Below are 25494 nucleotides of genomic sequence, written 5' to 3' on the forward strand. Positions count from 1 at the left end.
CGGCCGGCGCGCGACGCCGGCCGGGGTTCTTCATCAGTTGGTGCCGAGGCCGCGATCGCCTTGGCTCAGGAACAGGCGGTCGGCCGCCGAGATCGGGCTCTGCTCCTGGCCGGCCGAGAGATTCGCGAAGGCCGGATGGGTGGCGCGGGGCGTCGCGTAGCCGAGCGGCTGAATCTGCGAATGGATGGTCGCAGCAGCCTGCGCCTCGGCATCGGCTGCGGCGAGGGACGGTTCGTCACCCGCAAAGGCCGCGCCGGAAGCAAGCAGGGCGGCGAGCGCGACGGCGCCAAAAGTCAGATTACGCATGTTGATCTCCTTAAATACCAACCCCACCACGCCCTTTGATGAGTAGGAGCTAGGGTGCGGCGCAAAATTCGATAAGGCGCCCTTAGCGAAACAATCGTTGGGAATTTTTGGACAATCGACCAGACTCCTTTGAATTCAACGGTCCACCCCCTATCCTGAGACTGGGGTGACGGTGCGAAATGGACCGTTCAAGGGGGCGTGATCGGCATGTCTTTCGAGCGTTCCGCAACGTCTACGCGACGGCGTCTGCTGCACGGGTCCCTGGCAGGGCTGGCCATTGGAACGGTCGGCGGCCTCATCGGCCTCGGCGGCGCGGAAATCCGCCTGCCGGTGCTGATCGCGCTGGGCTTCGAGGCGCTGCCGGCGATCATCATCAACCGGGTGCTGAGCCTCGTGGTGGTGGCATTCGCCCTGCCGGCCCGGGCGGCCACCATTCCCTTCGCCGAAGTCGCCGAGCACTGGCGGGTGATCGTGACCCTATTGGCGGGCAGCCTCGTAGGCGCCTGGACGGGAGCGACCTACGCGACCCGCTTCGCCTCGCGCACCCTATTCCGCGTCATCGCGGCCATGCTCGTCTTCACCGCGCTTATGATGCTGCTGAGCGAGGATCCGGACCTGAAACACATGGCCATCGACGGCACCGTGCGGCTGGTGTCCGGGGTGCTCGCCGGCTTCATCATCGGCCTGGCAGTGGCGCTCATGGGGGTTTCGGGCGGGGAATTGCTGGTGCCGACGCTGGTGCTGCTGTTCAGCCTGCCGGTGAAGCTTGCGGGCAGCGTCGCGCTGGCGGTGAGCCTGCCGACCCTCCTCGTCGGCTTCGCCCGCTTCGGCCGGGACAACACCTTGGCCGTCGTGCGGGAAAATCTCACATTCCTCGCGGTGATGACCGCCGCATCCATGCTCGGCGCTTTCCTCGGCGGCCAGCTGCTCGGCATCGTGCCAGCTGCAGCGTTGCTGCCGCTGCTCGGGGTGATCCTGCTGATGTCGGCATGGAAAATCTGGCGTCACGGCTCGGCATCGGGCAAATAGCGGCGCGCCGGGAATGAAATTGTATTGCCGCAAATACAGCTCATCAACACCTGTATATGAACGAATACAATACATTTAACCCGCCACGAGAACGTAATTGAAATAGACAGGTTGCCGTCTGCAATATTCATGGACGGCGTGTTCATTCCGTGCGCACGGTGTCGACCCATTTCGCAACGGTCGCCCGTTTCATGAAGGCTGCATCGCTCAACTCCTTTGCCTTCTCCACCGGCGGCGTCATCGGCACGCTCGGCGGACTCATCGGGCTGGGAGGCGCGGAGTTCCGGCTGCCGGTGCTGATCGGCCTGTTCCATTTCCGGGCGCTGGACGCGATCATCGTCAACAAGGCCGTCAGCCTCATCGTGGTGGCGGTCGCCCTACCCTTTCGCGCGAGCGTCGTTCCGTTTGCGCAGATTGCGGACCATTGGCTGGTGGTGGCCAATCTGCTGGCGGGAAGCCTGCTCGGGGCTTGGGTCGGCGCCGGGATGGTGCTGCGAATCGCCTCGCCCGCGCTCTACCGGGTGATCGCGCTGCTGCTGGCGCTGATCGCGGTGGTGCTGCTGTTCGGCCATGCCGGCGGCACGGGCCAGCCGCTGTTCGAGGGCGTCCTGCAACAGGTGGCGGGCGTGGCGGCGGGCTTCGCCATCGGCATCTTCGCCTCGGTGCTGGGCGTGGCCGGCGGCGAACTGCTCATCCCTACCCTGATCCTGCTCTTCGGCTGCGACGTGAAGCTCGCCGGCAGCCTCTCCCTCGCCGTGAGCCTGCCGACCATGCTGGTGGGCTTCGCGCGCTACAGCCAGGACAAGAGCTTCGCCGTGTTGGCGCGCAATCGCGGCTTCCTTATCGCGATGGGGCTCGGGTCGGTGGCGGGCGCCTTCCTGGGCAGCCTGCTCCTCGGCATCGTCCGGGCAGAGGTGCTGCTGCCGCTCCTCGCCCTGCTGCTGGCCGGTTCCTCCGTGAAGATCTGGCAGCAGGGACGGAGCGCCGCGCCCGCCGTGCGCTTTCCTCCGCCGCCTTCGCGCTCTACTCTCCCCGCCGACCCGACAGAATAGCGAGACGCCGGCCTTTCCCATGCCGGCGCCAGGAGCGTTGACATGCGTGATGCCGAGCCCAAGGCCATCCACCTTTCCGACTATCGTCCGCCGGACTGGCTGGTGGACAAGGTGGACCTTGATTTCTCCCTGCACCCCTCGCAGACCCGCGTCACGTCGAAGCTGTCCCTGCGCCGCAACCCGGCCGGCATCCCCGGCGCCCCGGTGGTGCTGGAGGGCGACGGACTGACGCTGGTGCGCCTCGCCATCGACGGAAAGCCGCTCGCCGGCCCGAGCTTCGAGGCGACGCCCGATCGCCTGACCCTCGCCCATCCCCCGGCCGATGCCTTCGTGCTGGAGATCGAGACGCTGGTGGACCCCACAGCCAACACCCAGCTCATGGGGCTCTACCGTACCTCCAGCAATTACTGCACCCAGTGCGAGCCCGAGGGCTTCCGCCGCATCACCTATTATCCGGACCGGCCGGACGTGCTCTCCGTCTTCACCACCCGCGTCGAGGCGGACGAGGCCGAGGCGCCCGTGCTGCTCGGCAACGGCAATCTGGTGGAAGCGGGCAAGGTGGATGGCACCAGCCGCCATTACGCCGTGTGGCATGATCCGTGGCCGAAGCCGTCCTATCTGTTTGCGCTCGTGGGCGGTCGCCTCGCCAAGATCTCCGACAGCTTCCGCACCCGCTCCGGGCGCGAGGTGGAACTGGGCATCTATGTGGAGCACGGCAAGGAAGCCCGGGCCGGCTATGCCATGGACGCGCTGAAGCGCTCCATGCGCTGGGACGAGGAAGCGTTCGGCCGCGAGTACGACCTCGACGTGTTCAACATCGTCGCCGTGTCGGACTTCAACATGGGGGCCATGGAGAACAAGGGCCTCAACGTCTTCAACGACAAGTATGTCCTCGCCACGCCCGAGACCGCGACCGATGCGGACTACTCCGGCATCGAGGGCGTGATCGCCCACGAATATTTCCACAACTGGACCGGCAACCGCATCACCTGCCGCGACTGGTTCCAGCTGTGCCTGAAGGAAGGTCTCACCGTCTTCCGCGACCAGGAATTCTCCTCCGACGAGCGCTCCCGCCCGGTGAAGCGGATCGCCGACGTGCGGGCGCTGAAGGCGGCCCAGTTCACGGAGGACCAGGGCCCGCTCGCGCATCCCGTGCGGCCGGAGACCTATCGCGAGATCAACAACTTCTACACGGCGACCGTCTATGAGAAGGGCGCCGAGGTGGTCCGCATGCTGAAGACCCTGCTCGGCGAAGCCGGGTTCCGGGCGGGCATGGACCTCTATTTCGAGCGCCACGACGGCGAGGCGGCAACCATCGAGGACTTCGTCGCCTCGTTCGCCGACGCCACCGGCCGCGATCTCTCCCAATTCGCGCTGTGGTACGCGCAGTCCGGCACGCCGGTGCTCACCGTCAGCGGCGCGTGGGACGCCGAGGCCGGCACCTATCGCCTGGACGTGGCGCAGGAGGTGCCGCCCACGCCGGGCCAGCCCACCAAGAAGCCCATGCTCATCCCCCTCGCCCTCGGCCTCGTCGGCCCGGACGGGCGCGACCGGCCGCTGGCGCTGGGCAATACGCCGGTGGAGAACGGGGTGGTGGAGGTGAGCGAGGCGCGCCAGAGCTTCCTCTTCACCGGCCTCGATGCGCGGCCCGTGCCCTCGCTCAATCGCGGGTTCTCGGCCCCGGTGAACCTCGTGAGCGACCTCACCGAGGCCGACCGGGTGTTCCTCGCCGCCCATGACGCCGACCCCTTCAACCGCTTCGACGCCATCCAGCGCATCGCGCTGGAAATGCTGAAGACCGGCGCGCGCACCGGCAGCCTGCCGGCCACGGAGGCGCTCGTCACCGCCGCCCGCGCCATCCTCGCCGATACCACGCTCGACGCCGCCTTCAAGGCGCAGGCGTTGGCCCTGCCCGGTGAAGGCGAGGTGGCGCGCGAGCTGGCGAAGGACGTGGACCCGGATGCCGTGTTTGCCGCCCGCAAGGCGCTGCGCATCGCGGTGGGCACGGCGCTGGAAGGCGCATTCGCCACCACCTATGCGGCCATGGCCGCCACCGGCCCCTTCTCGCCGGATGCGGCTTCGGCCGGGCGGCGGGCGCTGCGCAACCTGTCGCTGGACTTCCTCGCGGTGACGGGTTCCGCCGACGGCATCGCCCGCGCCAAGGCGCAGTTCGAGGCGGCGGACAACATGACCGACCGCATCACGGCGCTCGCCGTGCTGACCCAGCACGAGGTGCCGGAGCGCGAGGCCGCGCTTCAGGCCTTCTATGACCGCTTCGAGCGGGATGCCCTGGTCATCGACAAATGGTTCACCCTGCAGGCTCAGATCGCCGCGCCGGGCACCCTTGAGCGCATCAAGGACCTGATGCTGCACCCCGCCTTCTCGCTGGGCAATCCCAACCGGGTGCGCTCGCTGGTCGGGGCCTTCGCGGCCACCAACCCCACCCAGTTCAACCGGGCGGACGGCGCCGGGCACGAGTTCGTCACCGACGTGGTGCTGACGCTGGACGGCAAGAACCCGCAGGTGGCGGCCCGCCTCCTCGCCTCTTTCAAGACGTTCCGTCAGCTGGAGCCGGTGCGCCGCGCCAGCGCGGAGCGGGCCCTGCGCAAGGTGGCGGAGACACCCGGCCTCTCGCCGGACGTGGCCGACATCGCCACCCGCGCCCTGGGCTGAGGGCGCGAGACAGGCCGCCCTCACCGTTCACCCTGTGACCAACGCAGGGTGGATCGGGTTTCGCTCGCATATCCCCTTGGCTGTGCTAAAGCCGATCCATGTGTCCCGTACCGCCATGCGATGCGGGACACATGGTGAGCCCGCTTTTTTCAAAGCGAAGGCGTGCTCCAGCCGGCGGTCGGGGTCCAATGAACGAAGCAAGCATCATCCCCTATAGCTGCGTGCGGCGTCTGATCGAGGGCGCCGCCCTCGTCCTCGCGCCCCATCCCGACGATGAGATTCTCGGCTGCGGCGGCGCGGTTCTGCGCCATGTGGGCGCCGGCGAGCCCGTCACGGTGGTGATCTTCACGGACGGCGCGGCGGCCTCCGGCGCGGCCGACCATGCCGGCGACTATGTGGCCATGCGCCAGGCGGAGTCCCGCGCTGCGGCGCAGGTGCTGGGCTATGGCGCGCCCCACTTTCTGGACTATCCCGACCGCGGGCTCGCCTACGACGAAGACCTCGTCGCCCGCGTCGCCTCGCTCATCGCCATCCACCGGCCGGCCATCGTCTATGCGCCCTCCATCTACGAGGTGCATCCCGACCACCGCGCGCTGGCCTTGGCCGCCATCGAGGCGGTGCGCCGGCGCGGCGGCCCGCTCGCCATCGCATGCTACGAAATCGGCAATCCCCAATTGCCCAACCGCCTCCTCGACGTGACCGACCTGACCGACACGCTCAAGGCGGCCATGCGGTGCTTTCCCTCCCAGCTCGCCGAGCGGCCCTATGACAGCTACGTCCTCGACGGCCTGAACCGGTTCCGCGCCTATACGCTCGGGCCGGGCGTGGATGCTGCCGAGGCCTACTGGATGGCGACGGGCGAGGAGTTGCGGGCCCGCACGCCGGGGCTCTACCGCGCGCTCATGGGCGCCTGGGCCGATGCGGGGGTGCCCCCGACCGTGGCCGCGCCGGCCGGCACCGTCGCCCCTCTCGTCTCCATCGTCACGCGCACCATCGGGCGCAGCAGCCTTGCGGAGACGCTCGATTCCATCTGCGCCCAGACCTACCCCCATATCGAGATCGTGCTGGTGGAGGCGGATCCCGCACAGGCCGGCCGTTCCGGCGAGGGCTGCTGGCGCTATCCCCTGCGCGCCGTGGGCGGCACCGCGCCGCTCGACCGTCCCGCGGCAGCCAATCTCGGCCTTGCCCATGCGCGCGGCGAAATGATCCTCCTCCTGGATGATGACGACTACATCGACCCGGACCACGTGGCGACTCTCGCCGCCCTTCTCCGCGGCGCGGATGATGCCGTCGCGGCCTATTCCGGTGTGCGCGTGGTCGAGAGCCGGGACCCCAGGCAGCCCCCCATCACCGTATTTCACGAACATTTCGACGCCGATCGCCTCGCCTACGATAATTACCTGCCGGTCCACGCGGTGCTGTTCCGCCGCCGCGCGCTCGACGCCGGCTGCCGGTTCGACGAGAGCCTTGTCCTCTATGAGGATTGGGATTTCTGGCTCCAGGTATCGCGCCACGGCCGCTTCCTGAGGTCGGATGGCGTAAGCGCGACCTATGTGAGCACGGGCGGCTCGGGCGCGGGCACGGGGGCGTTCGATCCGGCGGTCGCCCACGGTGCCCGCCTTGCCGTCTACCGCAAATGGCTGGGGCTGTGGCAGCCGGAGGACATCAACCGCGTCCTCGGCCTCCATCGCTCCACCGAGCATCGTCTGCGTCACGTGCAGGCGGAGAATGGCAAGCTTCGCGGCGAGGCCGCCGCGCTGCAGAACCGGATCGCCGCGCTGGAGGCGGAGCTGGCGAAAGCCGCCGCGGCGCCCGGTGAAGCGGCGACGGCAACGGCTGAACCGCAGCCGGAGGACGTGCAGACCGCCGAGGTCCAGCCAGTCTGCGATACCCCGGCCCTTCCAGGCCAAGACGAGGGCAATCGCGAGGACGAAGAGCCGGCAGTGGCCGATGCCCCGACCGAGCAGCCGGAGAAGGAAGAGCCAGCCGGAGCCCCCCCAGCCGAGCCCGCGCAGCCGACTGATGGGCCCGGCATCGGCCTCCATGGGGCGGACGACGCTCCGGACCTTGCACACGAGGCGCCCCCCGAGGCCGCCACCCCGGCACCGGATGCCCCGGCGGACACGGGTCCTGACGATGCCGTGGCAACATCCCCCTTCTCCACCGAGGCCGCTGAGCACGCCAGCCATGCCGGGCCAGACGGGCCGCCGGACCTGTCCGCGTTCAAGGCCCTGCCGTTTCCGCTCAATGTCTATGGGGCGTTGCTGCAGATTGAGGTGGGCGAGGTGGCGTGGCTGCACTTCGCCCTGTTCGATCATGCCGGCGAACCGATGGTCACCGCCCAGCGTCGGTCCACGGACCTCCTGCTGGCGCAGCTCCCGCCGCCGCCGGCCCGCATTCTGGAGGTTGGTACCGGGCTCGGCACCTTGCTCGCCGAGCTCGTGGCCAAAGGCTACGACGTGACCGGCATCAATCCGGACCCGGCCCAGGTCGCGGTCGCGCGAGCGCGCTTCGGCGCCGACCTGCCCCTGGTCGAGGCCACCTACGAGGGCTGGACCCCGCCGCCCGATGCCGCGCCCTTCGACGTGATCCTGTTCCAGGAGAGCGCGCAATATATCGGCTCTCTTGAGATTTTCGACCGCGCGCTCGACCTGCTGAAGCCTGGGGGAGTCGTTGTCATCCTCGACGAGTTCGCCATCCAGCGCACTCTTCTGACGCCGGAACCGCTCCACCTTTACGGCCACATCGTCGCGCTGGCGGAACGGCTTGGCTTCACGAAGGAGGTGGAGCAGGACTTCAGCGCCATGGCGGTGCATACGGTTGACGCCATGCTGGAGATGACCGGGCGCCACCGGGCAACGCTCGAACGCGAACTCGGCGTGCCCGGGGCCATGCTCGACGCCCTCGATGCCTCGAACCGCGCCTATCAATCGGCCTATGCCGAAGGCCGCTTCGGCTATCGCCTGCTGGTCCTGCGGCGCAGCGTCGAAAAAGGCTGGCGCATGCGCCGCATCACGCCGGACCTGTTTCCCGCGTTCGCCGAACTGTTCCGCGAGACGTTCGGCCACGACATGTCTCTCGATCACTGGATCTGGAAGTACGGTGACAACAGAGGCCACGGCCTCGGCATCTGGATCGACGGCCAGCTCGCCATCCACTATGGCGGCATCAGCCGGCCCACGCTGGCGTTCGGCCATCCGACGCGCCTGTCGCTCTCGGGCGACCTGATGGCCCGCAAGGGCAGCCAGCGCAGCCTCGGCCGTCAGGGTCCGTTCTTCGCAGCGGCCGCCACCATGCAGGAAATCTACAGCGGGTTCGGAACGGACCATCTCGTGGCCGCCGGCTTCCCCAATGCCAAGGCCATGCGGGGGCCGCGCCTGCTCGGCCTCTACACCGAGGCCACTGACCGGGTGATGGAGCTGCACTGGCCCGCCATCACCGACGGCTCCTCCCCGGAGGCCCGCCGGCTCGCCGATCCGGACAATGCCGACGCGCGGCAGCAGGTGGATGCGCTGTGGGGGCAGATGGCGGCCGACCTGAGCGCCGAGGTGGTCGCGATCCGGGACTGGGACAGCCTGGTCCAGCGATATCTGCGCCATCCCGAAAAGGTCTATGAACTCCACCTCGTGACCGGCCCGGAGGAGGGCGACGCGCTCGGCCTCGTCGTCCTGCGGCGGACCGCCGAAGACGCCGTGGAGCTGCTCGATCTCGTCGGTCCGCTCGCCGCCATGCCGGCGCTGGTGGAAGCGGCACGCCGCATTGCAGGGGCCGCGGGCGCGCGCGACCTCTGGGGCTGGTTCGCCGAGACCTGCGTCGCGGCGCGGATCGCCGGCCCGGAATGCGAGTTGCGTGACATCCAGGTGGAAACGCCCACCACCGCCTGGCGGCCCGGCATTCCGGCAGAAGAGATGCGCGGGCATGTCTGGCTGACCGGCGGGGATGCCGACTTCCACTGAAGCTCGGTGCCCCGCCCCGCGATCATGCGGCGGGGCATCGCCTCACTCCGCCGCGGTCTCCAGCACGCGCGCGAAGATGGCGCGGACCTTCTGCTCGGTCTCGAACAGATCGGCCTCCAGCGTCGCGAAGTCGGGCATCTCACCGGCCCGGGCGAGGAGCGCGCGGAGCGCCGGGCTCGCGTCCTGCGGCACCACGTGGGCATCCACGGACAGGCGCAGCACTTGCGTCAGGTTCTGATAGAGGCGGCAGGCGCGTAGCAGGACGTGCGCATCCTCCGGCGCCAGCAGCGCCAGCCGCTCGGCGGTGGCGAGCACACGGGCGGTGGCCGTGTCCACGATCTCGGGGTGATCGTGGGCGTGAGCCAGGACGAGATACTGGGCAAGGAATTCCACGTCCACCTGCCCGCCGGCCGCGTGCTTCAGGTTCCAGCGGTCGTCCTCGCCCTTCTCGGCGGCGATGGCGCGGCGCATGTCGAGAATGTCGCCCGCCAGCCGGCGCGGGTCGCGCGGCTGCCCCATGATGCCACCGATGACATCGCGCACGATGGCGCCGAACTCCGGCGTCGCGGCGATCACGCGGGCGCGGGTCAGCGCCATATGCTCCCACGTCCAGGCTTCCGCCTGCTGATAGGTGGCGAATGAGGAGAGCCGCGTCGCGAGCGGTCCGGAGCGGCCGGAGGGCCGCAGGCGCAGGTCCACGTCATAGAGCTTGCCGGCATTGGTGAGCGAGGTCAGCGCCGTGACGAGCCGCTGGGTGAAGCGGGCGAAATATTGCGCGCCGGTGAGCGGGCGCGCGCCGTCGGAGGTGGGATCTGCCTCGGGGTCGAAATCATAGAGCACGATGAGGTCGAGGTCGGACCCCGCCGTCATCTCCCGACCGCCGAGCTTGCCCATGGCCAGTACGGCCGTCTCCGCCCCCGGGATGCTGCCATGGGCCTCGCGAAAGCGCTCCCACACGCGCCGGTGCAGGGCGCGGATGATGACCTCCGCCAGCGTCGCATAGGCCTCTCCCGCCCGCGCCGCCGGAAGCGTGCCGGAGGCGATGCGCACGCCGATGAGCACATGCTGCTCCTGCCGGAACCGGCGGGCGCGGTCGAACTGTTCCTCGTCGGTCTCGGCCGTGTCGAGCAGCAGCTCGAGGTGCTCGGAGAGGCTCGCCTCGTCGGGCAGCACGTCGAAGAAGGCGGGATCGAGCAGCGCGTCGGTGAGCGACGGCCGCCGCGCCAGTGTTTCGCCGAGGCGGGGGGCGGCGGTGAGGATCGTCGCGAGCAGCCGCACCAGGTCCGGATGCCGGTCCAAGGCGGTGAGAAGATGCGGCCCCGGCAGCTCGGTGAGGAAGCGGTCGGCGGCGATGAGCGCGCCATCCGGGTCGCCGCCCCGCGAGAGGGCTTCCAGCATCAGCGGTACGATGCGGGCGAGATGGGCCCGGGCCGGCTCGGTCTTCAAGGCACGCGGCGCGCCCGCGAGCCATCGCCGGACGATGCCGCTCGCCGCCGCCGGATCCTTGAAGCCGAGGCGAGCGAGGGCGGAGAGAGTCGGCCGGTCGTTCTCGTCCGGCGGAAAGAGCAGGTCGGCATCGAGCACGGCCGGGGGCGGTGCATCCTCGAACAGATGGGCATAGTGCCCCTGCACAGTGGTGAGGCGCTGCACCAGGGCCGCCGCGAAGGCGTCGCGGTCAGGATAGCCCATGAAGCGGGCGAAGCCCTCCATGGCCTCGCGGCTCTCGGGCAGCGAATGGGTCTGCGCATCCGCCACCATCTGGATGCGGTGCTCCACCCGGCGCAGGAAGTGATAGGCCTCGGCGAGGTCGTCGCGCACCTTGGGCTCGATCCAGCGATGGGCGGTGAGCGCATCAAGGGCGTCCAGCGTGCGGCTGGTGCGCAGCAGGGGGTCGCGCCCGCCGGCGATGAGCTGCTGGGTCTGGACGAAAAACTCGATCTCGCGAATGCCGCCGCGGCCGAGCTTCACATTGTGTCCCTCCACCGCCACCACATCGTGGCCGCGGAAGGCGTGGATCTCGCGTTTCATGGCGTGGACGTCGGCGATGGCCTGGAAGTCCAGCACGCGGCGCCAGACGAAGGGCGAGAGATCGGCGAGAAACTGCCGCCCCACCTCCGCATCGCCCGCCACGGGGCGCGCTTTGATGTAGGCCGCGCGCTCCCAGGTGGCGCCCTCCCGCTCGTAATAGTCGAGGGCGGAGACGGTGGAGAGGGCGACCTGCGTCGAGCCGGGATCGGGGCGCAGGCGCAGGTCCACGCGCAGCACGTAGCCGTCCGCCGAGCGTTCCTGCAGCAGGCGCACCAGCCCCTGCGTGATCTTCACGAAGAAGGGCGAGGCTGAGACGCTATCCGAGAGGGGCGCCCTGTCGCGGTCGTAGACCACCACCAGGTCGATATCGCTGGAATAGTTGAGTTCCCGGGCGCCGTGCTTGCCCATGGCGATCACCGCGAGCCCGGAGCCGGCCTCCGGATCAGCGGCATCAGGCACCATCAGCCGCCCGGCCTTCACCGCCTCGCCGAGGAGGAAGGACAGCGCCTTGCGCACCGCCGCGTCGGCCACGCCGGTCAGCGCCGCGGTGACTTCCACGAGGCCGAACACGCCTCCCATGTCGGCGACGGCGATGAGCAGCGCAGCCTCGCTGCGCATCCGCCGCAGCGCACGCATCACATTGGCCTCGCTCCCCTCGACGGCCGCGCATTCGGCGATGAGCGCATGAAGATGCGCCTGCGGCGGGCGGCTCAGCACACGCAGCAGCCGCTCCGGATCGGAGCGGATCACCTCGGTGAGGAAGGGCGAGCTTTCCGCAATCCCGAGACAGACCTGCACGGCGCAAGGCGCATCCGCCAACAGCGCATCGAGCGCGGCGCACGCCTCCGGCGCCAGCCGTTCGATGGCGTGGGAAAGCTTAATCTTTGCCGCCTCCGGATCCGCCACGACGGGCGTTTCCCGCATCTGCAGGGCAAGGGGCGGCTGGTCCGCCGAATCCGGTTCCGTGGGCCAACGCATGGTCAGGTCTAAAGGCACCAGCGACTTGCCGCGCGCAAGCCTTCTTTCATCGGAGCACCGCAACGGGAGCCGCGGCGCGCATCAGGGTTGAGGGAGAATGAAGAGGTCATTACAGCGGTTAACGCCCGCGCCGACGGCTTGGTTCACGCTCGGCCATCATTTCGCCGGCAAACGGAAAGTGGCCACCAGCCCGGGTCCGTTTTCGGAGAAGGCGAGCGTGCCACCGTGCAGCCGCGCCACGGCGCCGACCAGCGAGAGGCCGAGGCCCGAGCCGGGGCGGGTGCGGCTGGCCTCCAGCCGCACGAATCGCTCCACCACCCGCTCGCGGTCGCCCGGCGGAATGCCCGGTCCGGTGTCCGACACCGTCAGCACGGCGTCCGCTCCGTCGCGCTTCAGCGTGACCGTGATGCGTCCCCTGCCCCCGTCGGCCGGACGGCCATACTTGATCGCGTTGTCGATGAGGTTGGAGAGCGCCTGCGCCAGCAGTTCCTTCACGCCGTGGACGGTCGCCGGTACGGCGCTGACGGTGAGGTCGAGCCCCTGCTCGTCCGCCAGCGGCTCGTAAAGCTCGGACACCGCCTCGGCGATCTCGGCGAGGTCCACGTCGCCCATGGTCGCCCGCCCCTGCCCAGCCTCGGCGCGGGCGATCATCAGGAGGGCGTCGAAGGTGCGGATGAGGCCGGCGCTCTCTTCGATGGTGGTCTCCAGCGCGGCGCGCCAGTCCTCCTCGGTGCGGGCGGTGCGCAGCGCCTCCTCGGCGCGGTTGCGCAGGCGGGTGAGCGGGGTCTTCAGGTCGTGGGCGATGTTGTCGGAAACTTCCTTCAGGCCGAGCATCAGCCGCTCGATGCGGTCCAGCATGGCGTTGAGGGAGTGGGCGAGGCGGTCGAACTCGTCCTCCGTCCCCATCAGCGCGAGGCGGCCGGAGAGGTTGCCGGCCATGATGGTCTCGGCTGTGGCCGTCATGGAATCGATGCGCTTCAGCACCCGCCGCGTCACGAACACGCCACCGGCAAGGCCCAGCACCACGATCAGCACCACCGCCCACTGGGCGGGCCGCGCCACGAGATCGCGCAGCGTGTCGCGCTCCTCGATGTCGCGGCCGACGAGCAGGCGGTAGCCCCCGGGCAGGATCATGGTCTGCACGAAGGCCACATGGCTCTTGGCGACGGGATCGTCCGGCCGATTGTAGGTGGTGAAGCGGGTGCCCTCCTTATCGAGCAGGCCGATGGGCAGGTCCGTCACGTTGGCGGCCAGCACCTCACCCTGGAAATTGGAGAGCACGTAGATGGAAGAGCCCGGGCGCCGCGTGCGCCGGTCGATGACATAGACCAGCCGCTGGATGCCGCCGATGCGGTACTGGTCGGAAAGCCCGACGACCTCGCGGTCGAGGTCGTCCGCCACCTGCCCCTGGATCAGGGAGCGGGTGTGCCAGGCGGTGTAGACGATGACCGACACCGCAAACAGCGCGAAGACGACGAGATAGGCGGCGAGCAGCTTGAACGCCGTGGTGCGCACGAGACGCGCCGCGTGCGCGAACGGGCTGGTAATGGGACCCTGCCCCCTCCCCCCGTTTCCGGACGCACCCGCGCCGGCCGCCGGGGCGCCCTCCGCTTTCACGCCAGCCCCGCCCGCACCATGTAGCCGGCGCCGCGGACGGTATGGATCAGCGGCACGTCGAAGCCCTTGTCGATCTTCGAGCGCAGGCGCGAGACGTGGACGTCGATAACGTTGGTCTGGGGGTCGAAATGATAGTCCCAGACGTTTTCCAGCAGCATGGTGCGCGTCACCACCTGCCCCGCGTGGCGCATGAGATATTCCAGCAGCCGGAACTCGCGCGGCTGGAGCTGGATCTCCTTGCCGGAGCGGGTGACACGGTGAGCGAGGCGGTCGAGTTCGAGGTCCGCCACCTTGTAGACGGTCTCGGCACCCTGGCTGACGCCACGCCGCGACAGGGCCTCGACCCGCGCCAGAAGCTCGGTGAAGGCGTAGGGCTTGGGCAGATAGTCGTCGCCCCCGGCGCGCAGCCCCTGCACCCGGTCGTCCACCTGCCCGAGCGCCGAGAGGATGAGCACCGGGGTCGTGTGCCCGCGGCCGCGCAGCTCGGTGACGAGGGAGAGGCCGTCGCGGGCGGGGAGCATGCGGTCCACCACCATCACGTCGTATTTGCCGTCCAGGGCGAGGGCGAGCCCCTCCTCGCCGTCTGCCGCATGGTCCACCACGTGACCGGCCTCGCGGAAGGCCTTGCGCAGATATTCGGCGGCGTCGCGGTCGTCCTCGACCAGGAGAAGGCGCATGGCGGAGAGAGGACCCGGATCAAGATTCGCTGTCATCACTCTAGCTCACCTTTCAGGCAGGTCCATGCGGGCGCGCGCACCGAAAAAAGTGGCGCGGGAAGCCCTCTGGAGCTTCCCGCGCCTGCGGAGCCGAAGCGGCATCAGGGGCGATGGCGATATCCGCCTCGGTCCGGAGGCCCGTCGCCGGGGGATGAGCCCCGGCGTGTCATGCGGGTCGGGCCTTGTCTCAGGCTCGGGCCAGAGGTCAGCCGATTTGGCTCAGCCGATCTTGGCTCAGCCCTTGGCCTTGCCTTCCAGCGAGATGGCGACGAAGCGCACGCCCTCGCCGCTCTTCACCTGGATGAGCACCGCCTTGCGGTTCTCGGCCTTGGCGGCCGCGAGGCCGTCGCGCACGTCCTTGGGGGTGGCGACGGTCTTGTCGCCGACCTTCAGGATGACGTCGCCGGTCTTCAGGCCGCGCTGGGCAGCCGGGCCGTTGGGCTCGACGCCGGTGACCACCACGCCTTCGCCGCCGGCACCCTGCACGCTCTTGGAGGGCGCGAGCTGGAGGCCGAGGCGCGGCATGTCCTTGTTGCCGGCGCTGTCGTCCTCACCCTGCGGGGCGTTGGTGCGCGCGGCCACCTGCTCGTTGGGCAGCTGGTCGAGCACCACCTTGATGTCCATGGGCTTGGTGTCGCGGATCACCGAGAGCTGGACCTCGGCACCCGGCTTCATCATGCCCACCTTGCGGGACAGCTCGCGGGCTTCCTTGATCGGCTCGCCGTTCACCTTGACCACCACGTCGCCGGCCTTCAGGCCCGCCTTGGCGCCGGCGGTGTTGGGCTGCACCTGGGCAACCAGCGCGCCCTCGGCGCTCTTGATGCCGAGGCCGGAGGCGAGATCGTCCGTCACCGGCTGGATCTGCACCCCGATATAGCCGCGGGCCACCGAGCCCTTGTCGCGCAGCTGGGTCACCACGGTCTTCACCGTCTCGGACGGGATGGCGAAGGCGATGCCCACGTTGCCGCCCGAGGGAGAGACGATGGCGGTGTTCATGCCGATCACCTCGCCGTTCAGCGAGAAGGTCGGGCCGCCGGAATTGCCCCGGTTGATGGGGGCGTCGATCTGGATGAAGTCGTCATACGGGCCGGAGCCGATGTCGCGGCCGCGGGCCGAGACGATGCCGGCGGTCACGGTGCCGCCAAGGCCGAAGGGGTTGCCGACCGCGATCACCCAGTCGCCGACGCGGGGCGCGCCATCGGCGAGCTTCACCCACGGCATGTTGGTGACGTTCTCGATCTTGAGCAGGGCCACGTCGGTGCGCGGATCGGTGCCGATCACCTTGGCGACGTATTCCTTGCCGTCGGTGGTGGTCACGTCCACCTCGTCGGCGCCGTCCACCACATGGTTGTTGGTGACCACATAGCCGTCAGCCGAGATGATGAAGCCCGAACCCTGGCCCACCACCGGGCGCTCGCCCTTGGGGCCCATGCCGCCGCGCGGGCCCATGCCGGAGCCGCCGGGACCGCCCGGACCCATGCCGGGGCCGCCCTGGCCGAAGCCGAAGCGCTTCAGGAATTCCTCGATCTGGGGCGGGACGTTGCCGCCGAGGCCCTCGCCGCCCATGGCCATCTGCTGGTCGCTGATGTCCTTCTTCACCTTCACCGAGACGACAGCGGGCGAGACCTTCTCGACGATGTCGGCGAAGGAGAAGGTGTTGGCCGGCTGGCTGGTGGTGATCTGCGCGAGGGCGGGGGTATTGGCGGGCGGGATGAACTGGCCGGCCACGACGCCGGCGAGGGCGAGACCGAAGACGCTCGCGAGCATGGCACGGCGGTTGCGCTTCGTCACGGACGGGGTGGAGGGGGAGCGGGTCATGCGTCGCGTCTCTCTGTTGCCTGCCATGCCCGGCAGGTTCGAGAGGGAAGCTAAGGCTTGGATCGTTACGGCAATCTGGCGGCTGGATTAAGCTTCCGTAATGTCGTTCGCGACGCCGTGAGCGGGGCTGGCGCGGGATCAGCCGACCCCGCGCGACACCAGATGAAGGCCCAGCACCATGATTCCCACCGCCGCGACCCAGCTTCCCGCCGCCCGGAGCGCGATGGGCCGCCAGCCGCCGACGCCGGAGAGGAAGGCGACGGCGCAGCCCAGCGCGAGGGTGACGAAGGCGTAGCCGATCACCGTCACGCCGGAGAGGAACAGGAAGCGGTCGGTGCTCGCCAGCATGGCGCCGCCGTTCTGGTAGCCATCGAGCAGGCCGAGCCCCACCGCCAACACCAGCAGGGCCGCGAGCGGCAGCCTGAGCTGCGCGGCGACGGCGAGGCCGGTGAGCGCCACCAGCGTGACGCCCGCCACCGGCGCAAAGGGCGGCGGCGGCAGCACCAGTGACAGCGCCCCGCCGGCGGCCAGCGCCAGCGGGAAGGCGAGCACCACCCAGCGCGCCGTGCGCGGCCCCTGGAAGGCGGCGAGCACCGCCAGCGCGAGCCAGGGCAGGATCTGCTCGAAATCGGTCAGCGGATGCAGTGCGCCGGAATAGAAATCGCCGAGTCGCGTGTCCACGAGGTGGGCATGGGCGAAGCTGGGCGTGAGCGCGAAGAGGCAGGCAAGCGCGCCGGCTGTCGCGGCGCGCCGGAAAAGACGTGTCATTCGATGATCCCGATGGCACCGAGCAGGAAGTAGACGCCAAGGCAGCCGATGGCAGCGCCGCAGGCGCGCACCGCCTTGGCCCCCGCCTCCCAGCGCACAGCGACGCCGATGAGGATGCCCAGCAGGTGGAGCATGCCGGTGGCGACCACGAAGCCCACCGCGAACGCCACCGCATCGGCCGCATCCGGCAGTTCCTTGCCGTGGGCATAGCCGTGGAAGATGGCGAACACGCCGACGATGGTCGCGGCCACCCACAGCGGCGGGCGGATGTTCAGGGCCACCATGGAGCCGAGCGCGATGCCGGACAGCGCGATCATCAGCTCGACGAAGGGCAGGTCGATGCCCGTCACGCCGATGAGGCCACCCACCGCCATCACCAGCGGGAAGGTGATGGGCAGCACCCAGATGGCCGGGTTGCCGAGCTGCGCGCCCCACAGGCCCACCGCCACCATGGCAATGATGTGGTCCGCGCCGGAGAGCGGATGAAGAAAGCCGCTCTGAAGGCCGATCTGCATGCCCGTGCCCGTATGGGCGAGGGCCGGAGACAGCGGGATCATGGCCAGCAGGCCGGCGAGGACAAGCGCCGGATTCGGGCTTTGGGACTTCATGACGAATGTCCTTCCAAGGTGCGCGCCCGGTAGGGCTCAGATGCGGGTGAGGAACCAGAACGAGGCGACGGAGCCGATGACATAGGCAGGGATGGCCGCGCCCCAGCGCGGCAGCAGCGCCTGCGCCTGCCGGTGCGCCCACATGAGGGCGAGCACCGCCATGACGAACATCAGCTGGCCGATCTCCACGCCCACATTGAAGAACAGGAGCGCGATGGGCAGCGTCGCTTGCGGGATGCCGAGCGCGGTGAGCGCCGTGGCGAAGCCGAGGCCGTGCAGGAGGCCGAAGGCGAAGGCGACGACCCAGGGATAGCGCGCGGTCAGCCCCGGCTCGCCCCGTTGCATCTTCACGATCTCGACGCCCACGAAGACGATGGACAAAGCGATGGCGGCATTGAGCGGCCGCTCCGGCACGCCGACCCAGCCGAAGGTGGCGGCGGCGAGCGAAATGGAATGGCCGACCGTGAAGGCTGTGATGGTCTTCACAAGCCGCCAGCCGCCCTTCACGATCCAGATCAGGCCGAGCACGAACAGGAGGTGGTCGATGCCGCGCAGGATGTGGTCGATGCCGAGATTCACATAGGTGTCCGCGAGATCCGCCCAGACAGCGAGATTGGTGCCCGGCTCGCTCGCCACCATCATGGTGGGCTTGGCGGCGCTCACGGTGTAGGCGACCGTCGGTCCCTCGCGCGGCACCACGCGAATGGTGGCCACCGACTGCTTGCTGCCGAGGCCCATGAAGCTGAGGCGGCCGGTGAGCCCGCGCTCGCCGCAGACCAGCTCGGGCGGGTTCCATTCGCAATGGGCCGGAAAGATGGGCTGCAGGGTCACGTCCACCGGCGGCATGGTCCACTGGCCGATGAAGCGGCCCGGCGCGATCTCGCGCAGGGTGATGACCGCCATGGTCGCCTCATGCGCCCGCGCCGCCAGCGAGGGCAGCAGGAACGCGCAGAACAGCGCCAGCACCGCGAGCAGGCCGGACCGGAGGGCGCGGCGCGCGGACGTTTTCGCGACTTGTGTCGTCATCGCGCGGTCGATCATGGCTCGCCACGCCGGATGACGTAGGCGTTGCCGAGGTCCTTGGTCGCGGCGATGCCGAGGATGCGGCGGCGCTCATCCTTCCAGGCCAGGGCGACCTGGGCGGACACCTCGTCGAGATCGGTGGGATGGCCGGGCGCATAGGCATCGAGGCGAACCACGTTCCAGCCATCCTTCGACTGGACCACCCGCCACTCGCCCTGCGGCAGCGTCACGAGCGTCTCGACGAAGGGCGTGCCGAAGGACGGCTCCAGCGACTTGCGCGGGCGCTCGCCGAAGATGAGGGCGCGGTTCTGCGTATCCTCGGATTCCGTGCCGGCCAGAATCTGCTCCAGCGTCGCGCGGGCGTCCGCCTCGGCGTTGGGGCCGGTTAAGGGGACGGAGATGAAGCTGATGGTCTCGGGCACGTCATACTGCGCCCGGCGCTTCTCATACCAGGCTTCGAGCTCGGCGCGGGTCGGCTCCTTGACCTCCACGCCGTTGAAGATGAGCAGGCGCATCTTGTGGACGATGCGGTCGCGGATCATCTCGTCGCCCTTGTCGAGGCCCTGCGCCAGCGCCTCGCGGAAGGTGATCTCGTTCAGGATCCAGACGTCCACCAGCTTGCGATATTCGTCCGGCCCCGGCTCGCGGCCCTCGTGGGTGGACTTGAAGGCATCGACGATGCTCTGGCGCACCTCGGGGGTGACCTCGATGAGCTTTTCCTTCGGCACCGCCGGCGTCACCGCCGCATGGGCCGCGAAGATCATGGCGCCCAGCACCATGAACTGGAGCAGCGGCTCGCCCACGAGCCTCCGGATGAGGCTCTTGCTCTTGGTGCCGGCCGGCGCTTCCGCGCCCGTATTCAAACCCGATGACGTCAAGACTCGTCCCCCGCCCACAGGAATGCGAAAAACACGCATCCCCGCCACCTCGTGCGTCCGCTACCGCTGGCGGCGCTTCCCCTAACGGGGGACCAGTGTCGGCTTGATGACAGCGCCGCGGCCGACGCAGGGTCCGGACGGTCTCGCAAGGTTGCCCGGCTCATCTTCCCCGGCGTCACAGAACCTTCAGCACGCGGTCACAGAACGCCGCTAGGAGGCCCTTACGGGCGGACTGGCGTCCGTGGGAAAATCAGGGGTTGGAGCATGAAGGGCGGGGTGCTGACACAGCAGCTCATCGCGGGGGCGTCGGTCCTCGCTGTTGCCGGCGGAGCGGCGTTTATGCCGTCGCAGGCGTTCGCCGACAGCTACATGGCCGGCGACTTCCACAATCACACGCCGTGCTCGGATGGCCGCTCGTCGGTCGAGACCATGGTGAAGAAGGCGGTCCAGAGCTACGGCCTGGAATGGCTCGGCGCGGCCGACCACGGCGGCTCCAGCCCCCGCGACTGCCGCGTGGACGATCCGGAAGGTGACGGCTCCACCACCGGCAAGGGCCGCTTCTTCGATCAGGTCCAGGGCCTGGTCATCAAGGGCGACACCGCCACCTCGCAGGGCCACCGCTCCATGTGGCGCTGGCAGAGCGCGGAAGAGATCATCTTCCCCGAGCTCGTCCGCCTCGCCAAGGAAACCGGCGTGCCGATGCTCTACGCGGGCATCGAGACCAACGTGCCCGGCCACGAGCACACCTCCATGGCGGTGATCGGCAACCAGAAGCCGCAGAACGCCATCGAGAAGAAGGGCCTGTTCGGCAACAAGAACAAGGACAAGGACACCGGCAACGCGAGCGCCGTGGCCGAGTTCGAATACCGCTTCGACCGTTCGGACACCGATTTCAGCCTCGGTGCGCCCACCCACAACTGGACCGGCAAGGTGGCCAACGCCTCGGGTTCCGGCTCGGGCCAGAAGAACCACGACGCCAAGGCGGTTCCGTCCGTCCAGTGGCTGCAGAAGTACTATCCCCTCGACAGCTACTACGTGCCCGCGCACGTTGAGCGCGCCGGCGTGTTCAATCCGAACGGCAACAACGGCTTCAACATCGAGCACTTCCGCGACTTCAACAACGCGGGTCCGACCGTCGCGGTGGGCTTCGAGAGCCAGCCGGGCCACCAGGCGTCGAACAACCGCGGCGAATACCGCGCCGGCTTCTGCGGCAATGGCTGCGACTCGGTGGGCGTGACCACCTTCGGCGGCACGGGTGTCTATGCCGCCAAGATCGGCGGCGTGTGGGACGCGCTGCTGGGCGAAGGCCGCAACTGGTTCTTCTTCGCCAGCTCCGACTGGCACAACCGCGGCGCCTTCTCCATCTATGAGAAGAGCACCACCAACGACTTCTATCCGGGCGAGTTCCAGAAGCTCTACATCCCGCGCCCCAAGAAGTCCGTCACCCTGCGCCCGCAGGTGGTGGTCGACGGTGTGCGTTCGGGTAACGTCTACTCGGTGCAGGGCGACCTCATCACCGGCGAGCTGACCTACAGCGCCAAGGCCGGTCTCGGCGCCAAGGCGGGCATGGGCGACACGCTGGTCGTGAAGCGCGGCAAGTCGGTGACGCTGACCCTCGAGGTCAATGTGCCGACCGAACCGAACTACTCGCCCTACACCTTCAACAACCCGTCGCTGGCCCAGATCGGCATCCAGGAGCCGCTCAACAAGCCGACGCTCCGCCAGGTGCAGTTCATCAAGGGTGACGTGACCGGCGTGGTCGCGCCCGGCAGCGCCAACTACACCGCCGGCACCAACGCCTCGGCGGCGATCATCGCCACCTTCGGCCCCACCACCTGGAAGGCGCGCGGCACCAAGCGCACCATGACCGTCACCATCCCGAACGTGCAGAACAACATGTACGTCCGCGTGCGTGGCTCGAACCTGCCGGCCTCGGTGCCGGCCGAGACGGACGCCCAGGGCAACCCGCTCAACGACTGGGATCCGGAAAACGCCGCCCAGGGCCCGTTCGTGCCCTGCAACGACGCCGCCTGCCCCTCCCACATGGTGGTGCGCGACGGCCAGAAGATCTCCAGCTACGACGTGGCCGCGTGGTCGGACCTGTGGTTCTACACGAACCCCATCTTCATCCGCGTCTCCGACCAGCCGGAACTCCTCGTCGAGACCAACGAGAAGCTCGCGGTCTCCCTCGCCAAGTGAGCGGCTGACGACGGAAGACAGGCGCCGGCCACGGCCGGCGCGAGACCTTCGGATGCCGGGGGCCTTCGGGCCTCCGGCTTCTTTCGCTTTCAGGGATCGGTTTCGTTCATGTCCCAGGTTCAGGCTTCGCAGTCCGGCTCCGCCGCCTCGCAAGAGCTGACGCTCGGCCGAAACGCGCGCACCGGCATCGCCATCGCGCTGGTGGCGACCCTCTCGGGCTTTGCCGGCCTCGGTTATGAGATCGCCTGGACCCGCATGCTCGCGGTCAGCCTCGGCCATGAGCTGGTGGCGGTGCTGGGGGTCATCTCCGCGCTGTTCGGCGGCCTCGCGCTGGGCAGCCTGCTGCTGGGCCGCGCCATCGCCGCGAGCGGACGCCCGGCCACCTGGTATGCCGGCCTCGAACTGGTGATCGGCGCCTGGGCGCTTGTTCTCATCGTGGCGGCGCCGCTGTTCGGCGATCTCGTGCCCACGCTGGTGCCGGTGGATGCCTCCGCGCTGCGCCAGTGGTCCGTGGCGTTCGCCCTGCCCTTCCTGCTGCTGCTGCCGGCGACGCTGGCCATGGGCGCCACCTTGCCGGCGCTGGAAGCGGTGCTCGCGCCGCGTTTGGCCTCCGGGGCGGCGGTCGGGCACGTCTATGCCGCCAACACCTTCGGCGCGGTGGCGGGCACGCTGGCCACGGCCTTCCTCATCATCCCCGCCCTCGGACTCAACGCCACGCTGGTGCTGTGCGCCATGCTGAACGCGGTGTGCGCGGCGGCCATGCTGGCCGTGGCCCGCGATTCGGCCTCGGCACCGCTGCCGGTTCGCCCGCCCCAGACCGACTCGGCCGCGCTCCCCGTGCTGGCACCCCTGTTTCTCACCGGCCTCCTCGGCATCGGCTACGAGGTGCTGACGGTGCGGGTGCTGAGCCAGATTCTGGAAAACACCATCTACACCTTCGCCGTCCTGCTCGCCTGCTACCTCGCCGGCACGGCCATCGGAGCAGCGCTTTATGCGCGCTGGCGGTCCCGGCGCAGCGCGCAGGGTGACGGCGTGGTCGGCCTCCTCGTGACGATCACCGCCCTCGCCTGCCTTGCCGGCGCGGCGCTGCTCGGCGCCTCGGGGCAGATTCTCGCGGCCCTCAAGGCGGCCCTGCCGGTGACGGTCGCGGGCCGCCTCTCGGCCGAACTCGCCCTCGCCGCCGTTGCCTTCCTGCCGCCCACCATGGCCATGGGAGCCCTCTTCACAGCCCTCGCCCAGCGCGCGTCGGACCGGCTCGGCGGCGTCGGGCCGGGGCTTGCGGCCAATACGCTCGGCGCGGCGCTGGCGCCCATGCTGTTCGGCCCCGTCCTGCTGCCGCTGATGGGCGCCAAATATGCCTTCGCGCTCCTCGCCGCCGCCTATGTGCTGGCCCTGCCGCTCCGCAGCCGCGCGGCGCTGGCCGGCGGCGGGCTGACCCTCGCGGCGACGCTGGCGCTGGTGCTCGCGCCGATCTCCCTGCGATTCGTGCAGGTGCCGGACGGCGGCGCGCTGGAATGGCACCGCGACGGCGTGATGGCGGCGGTGAGCGTGGTGCGCAATGCCGCCGGCGACCGGCATTTGCAGGTGAACAACCACTTCCGCATGGGCGGCAGCGCCTCCATGCGCTCGGATCACCGGCAGGCGCACATCCCTCTGCTGCTGCATCCCAATCCGCGCAGCGCGCTGTTCCTCGGCCTCGGCACCGGCGCCACCGTCTCGGCCGCCGGCGATCATCCGGACCTCAAGGTGGAGGGCGTGGAGCTGGTGCCCGAGGTGGTGGAGAGCTTCCCCTATTTCGAGCGCACGCCGCCCCGCCTCGCCGGAAACCCGGACATCCGCATCCATGTGGCTGATGCCCGCCGCTTCGTGCGCGCCGGCACCGCGCCCTACGATGTGATCGTCGCCGACCTCTACCACCCCTCGGTGGACGGCTCTGGCGCGCTCTATGCCCGCGAGCATTTCGCCGCCATCCGCGACCGTCTCGCGCCGGACGGCCTGTTCTGCCAGTGGCTGCCCCTGCACCAGCTCGACATCGCGACGCTGAAGGTGATCGTGCGCACCTTCCTCGACGTGTTTCCGGACACCACGGCGTGGCTGGCGCAGTTCAGCGTGGAAACGCCCCTCGTGGCGCTGGTGGGCCGCCGGACCCCGGCCAGCTACCCGTCCGACTGGGTGGAGCGCCGGGTGCGCGACCGGGCGCTCGCGGAACGGCTCACAGCCGTGGGTCTCGATGGCAGCATGGCCCTCTTCGGCCTCCACCTCGGCGGCCCGGCGGAGTTGGCCCGCTTCGCCGGCGATGCCCCCGCCAACACCGACGACCGGCCGGTGGTGACAGCCTCCGCCCCCAGCACCGCCTATGCGGCGAGCGAGCGGCCGGCGGACCGGCTGGTGGCACTTCTCGCAGCCCTTCATCCCGCGCCGCAGACGCTGCTGGCGGGCGTTGATCCCACCACGCAGGGGCGCCTTGCCGCCTACTGGACCGCGCGCGACGGCTATATCGGAATGGGCGCCCGGGCGCTTGCGGCGAAGGGGCCGCGAGACGTCATCGGCTCGCTGGCGCCGCAGCTCGTCGAGCTGGTGCGCATCAGTCCGGATTTCGATGCCGCCTACGCGCCCGTGCTCGCCATGGCGCGGCAGCTCGCCGTCACTGATCCTTCGGGCGCCCGGCGGCTCCTAGAAGCATTGGATAGGGCGAACCCGAGCCGGCCCGACGCGCGGCGGCTTTTGGCTCAGCTACCGCCGGCGTAGCGGGCGGGATCTCGCCGGGCTTCGCCACGGTGAAGGCAATGGAGCCCCCGTCCGCATGGTGGTGGCGGCGCAGATAGCCGTTCCATTCCACCAGATACTTGCCGGGCGGCAAGGGCCTGGTCATGCGGAACGCGGTCTGCCGCACTTCCTCGGAGGGGCGGGCCCAGTCGGTCGGCCACTCGGCCTTGTCGTCGAGGCTCACCACGCGCACGTCGTCGAGGCGGAACTCGTCGGTGAAGTCGATGGTGACTTCCGGCTGCGTCTCGATGAGAACATCGTTGGCGTTGGGTACCGACTGGTCGAACGCGCACTGCGCCTGCGCCCCGGTCGCCGCAAGGCTTGCGAAGAAGAGCAGCGCGATTGCCGCGTGAAGGCGCATGGGCCTCTCCCTGAAAAAGCTTGCGTTCACGAGAAGTGGATGGCGTAGCCGAAATTATCGAGCCGGTCGGGGATGGCGTTGAACGCCACCGAGATGCGCCGCCCGCCTTTGTTCACCGGCACCTCGTGCAGCAGGTAGCTCGGGAACATCACGAGGTCGCCCGCGCCGGTCTGCGGCATGGCGAACTTGCCGCCGTTGAAGGCGTTGATGCGCGCGCCGGGATTGGTGTTGCCGAAGATGAAGCCGCTGCCGCCGATGGCCTTGTGGAAGACGATGTTGGCAGAGGGGTGGGCCTCCGTCAGGTAGACGACGCCCGAGATGAAGCTGTTGGCGTGGGTGTGGATGGCCTGGTGCCCGCCCGGCTCCAGCACGTTCACCCAGATTTCCTTGATCTGCCAGCTCAGCGCCTCGCCGAACAGCACCTCGCCGAACTCCGCCACCTTGGGCAGCACCAGCGCGCCCAGCCGCGACAGCAGGGTGTCGGACTGGTCGCCCGCCACCGGCGTGTGGGAGAGGAGGTCCGAATAGGCATTGGTAAGCGAGGTGCGGTCCGCCACCTCAGCTGCGAGCGCCTCAACGTCGGCGGGGCCGATGAGGCCTTCGACACGCATCACGGGGGTGGGGAAAAGTCCAATGAGCTGGGTCACGACAGGCCGGCCGATGTGCGCGAGACGGGAAGACGGCGCACTTTCCCCATGGGCCGTGACCTGACGATGAC

General features: G+C 69.2%; 17 protein-coding genes. 6 read left to right on the plus strand and 11 right to left on the minus strand.

What is annotated here, in order from left to right:
- Positions 1 to 33 precede the first annotated feature (33 nt).
- On the minus strand, positions 34 to 306 hold the full coding sequence (locus tag ACT54R_RS01970; protein ID WP_476322910.1) for a hypothetical protein: 273 nt from the start codon (positions 304 to 306) through the stop codon (positions 34 to 36).
- Positions 307 to 513: 207 nt separating this feature from the next.
- Between ACT54R_RS01970 and ACT54R_RS01975 the strand changes: the two genes are divergently transcribed.
- The 4 genes from ACT54R_RS01975 to ACT54R_RS01990 all read left to right on the plus strand — a co-directional run bounded on the left by ACT54R_RS01975 (position 514) and on the right by ACT54R_RS01990 (position 9016).
- Positions 514 to 1335: a sulfite exporter TauE/SafE family protein gene (locus tag ACT54R_RS01975; protein WP_476322913.1), complete on the plus strand. Its 822-nt coding sequence runs from the start codon at positions 514 to 516 to the stop codon at positions 1333 to 1335.
- A gap of 191 nt (positions 1336 to 1526) precedes the next feature.
- Positions 1527 to 2387 (plus strand): TSUP family transporter, encoded by an 861-nt coding sequence (locus ACT54R_RS01980; protein WP_476322916.1) that lies wholly within the window; start codon positions 1527 to 1529, stop codon positions 2385 to 2387.
- 42 nt (positions 2388 to 2429) lie between these two features.
- Entirely contained in the window at positions 2430 to 5060 is a 2631-nt protein-coding gene (pepN, locus tag ACT54R_RS01985; protein WP_476322919.1) for an aminopeptidase N, read from the plus strand.
- A gap of 188 nt (positions 5061 to 5248) precedes the next feature.
- Positions 5249 to 9016, plus strand: coding sequence for a PIG-L family deacetylase (locus ACT54R_RS01990; RefSeq protein ID WP_476322922.1), 3768 nt, complete (start codon positions 5249 to 5251; stop codon positions 9014 to 9016).
- Positions 9017 to 9058: 42 nt separating this feature from the next.
- Here the strand turns inward: ACT54R_RS01990 and ACT54R_RS01995 are convergent, their stop codons facing one another.
- The 8 genes from ACT54R_RS01995 to ACT54R_RS02030 form a co-directional block, all read right to left on the minus strand.
- Positions 9059 to 12022, minus strand: coding sequence for a bifunctional [glutamine synthetase] adenylyltransferase/[glutamine synthetase]-adenylyl-L-tyrosine phosphorylase (locus tag ACT54R_RS01995; RefSeq protein WP_476322924.1), 2964 nt, complete (start codon positions 12020 to 12022; stop codon positions 9059 to 9061).
- 156 nt (positions 12023 to 12178) lie between these two features.
- Positions 12179 to 13537 (minus strand): ATP-binding protein, encoded by a 1359-nt coding sequence (locus ACT54R_RS02000; protein ID WP_476322927.1) that lies wholly within the window; start codon positions 13535 to 13537, stop codon positions 12179 to 12181.
- A 98-nt stretch (positions 13538 to 13635) separates the two neighbouring features.
- Complete coding sequence (locus ACT54R_RS02005; RefSeq protein WP_476322930.1) at positions 13636 to 14352, minus strand: winged helix-turn-helix domain-containing protein; 717 nt, start codon at positions 14350 to 14352, stop codon at positions 13636 to 13638.
- 237 nt (positions 14353 to 14589) lie between these two features.
- Positions 14590 to 16173, minus strand: coding sequence for a Do family serine endopeptidase (locus tag ACT54R_RS02010; RefSeq protein WP_476322933.1), 1584 nt, complete (start codon positions 16171 to 16173; stop codon positions 14590 to 14592).
- 138 nt (positions 16174 to 16311) lie between these two features.
- Positions 16312 to 16941: a HupE/UreJ family protein gene (locus ACT54R_RS02015; RefSeq protein ID WP_476322935.1), complete on the minus strand. Its 630-nt coding sequence runs from the start codon at positions 16939 to 16941 to the stop codon at positions 16312 to 16314.
- A complete protein-coding gene (locus ACT54R_RS02020; protein ID WP_476322938.1) occupies positions 16938 to 17549 on the minus strand; it encodes a HupE/UreJ family protein in 612 nt (203 codons plus the stop codon). The genes ACT54R_RS02015 and ACT54R_RS02020 overlap by 4 nt, the downstream gene beginning before the upstream one ends.
- Positions 17550 to 17585: 36 nt before the next feature.
- Positions 17586 to 18575 (minus strand): HupE/UreJ family protein, encoded by a 990-nt coding sequence (locus ACT54R_RS02025; protein ID WP_476322941.1) that lies wholly within the window; start codon positions 18573 to 18575, stop codon positions 17586 to 17588.
- Between the two features lie 11 nt (positions 18576 to 18586).
- On the minus strand, positions 18587 to 19450 hold the full coding sequence (locus tag ACT54R_RS02030) for a peptidyl-prolyl cis-trans isomerase (protein ID WP_476322944.1): 864 nt from the start codon (positions 19448 to 19450) through the stop codon (positions 18587 to 18589).
- A gap of 264 nt (positions 19451 to 19714) precedes the next feature.
- Here ACT54R_RS02030 and ACT54R_RS02035 point away from each other — a divergent pair, with 264 nt between their 5' ends.
- Together ACT54R_RS02035 and ACT54R_RS02040 are read left to right on the plus strand one after the other, a co-directional pair.
- Entirely contained in the window at positions 19715 to 21649 is a 1935-nt protein-coding gene (locus ACT54R_RS02035) for a hypothetical protein (RefSeq protein WP_476322947.1), read from the plus strand.
- 108 nt (positions 21650 to 21757) lie between these two features.
- Positions 21758 to 24397: a fused MFS/spermidine synthase gene (locus ACT54R_RS02040; RefSeq protein ID WP_476322950.1), complete on the plus strand. Its 2640-nt coding sequence runs from the start codon at positions 21758 to 21760 to the stop codon at positions 24395 to 24397.
- Here the strand turns inward: ACT54R_RS02040 and ACT54R_RS02045 are convergent.
- Together ACT54R_RS02045 and ACT54R_RS02050 are read right to left on the minus strand one after the other, a co-directional pair.
- A complete protein-coding gene (locus tag ACT54R_RS02045) occupies positions 24294 to 24776 on the minus strand; it encodes a copper resistance CopC family protein (protein ID WP_476322953.1) in 483 nt (160 codons plus the stop codon). The genes ACT54R_RS02040 and ACT54R_RS02045 overlap by 104 nt on opposite strands.
- A gap of 26 nt (positions 24777 to 24802) precedes the next feature.
- On the minus strand, positions 24803 to 25423 hold the full coding sequence (locus ACT54R_RS02050) for a TIGR02466 family protein (RefSeq protein ID WP_029559015.1): 621 nt from the start codon (positions 25421 to 25423) through the stop codon (positions 24803 to 24805).
- Between the last annotated feature and the right edge of the window lie 71 nt (positions 25424 to 25494).

This window comes from Xanthobacter sp. DMC47, from assembly GCF_056313845.1.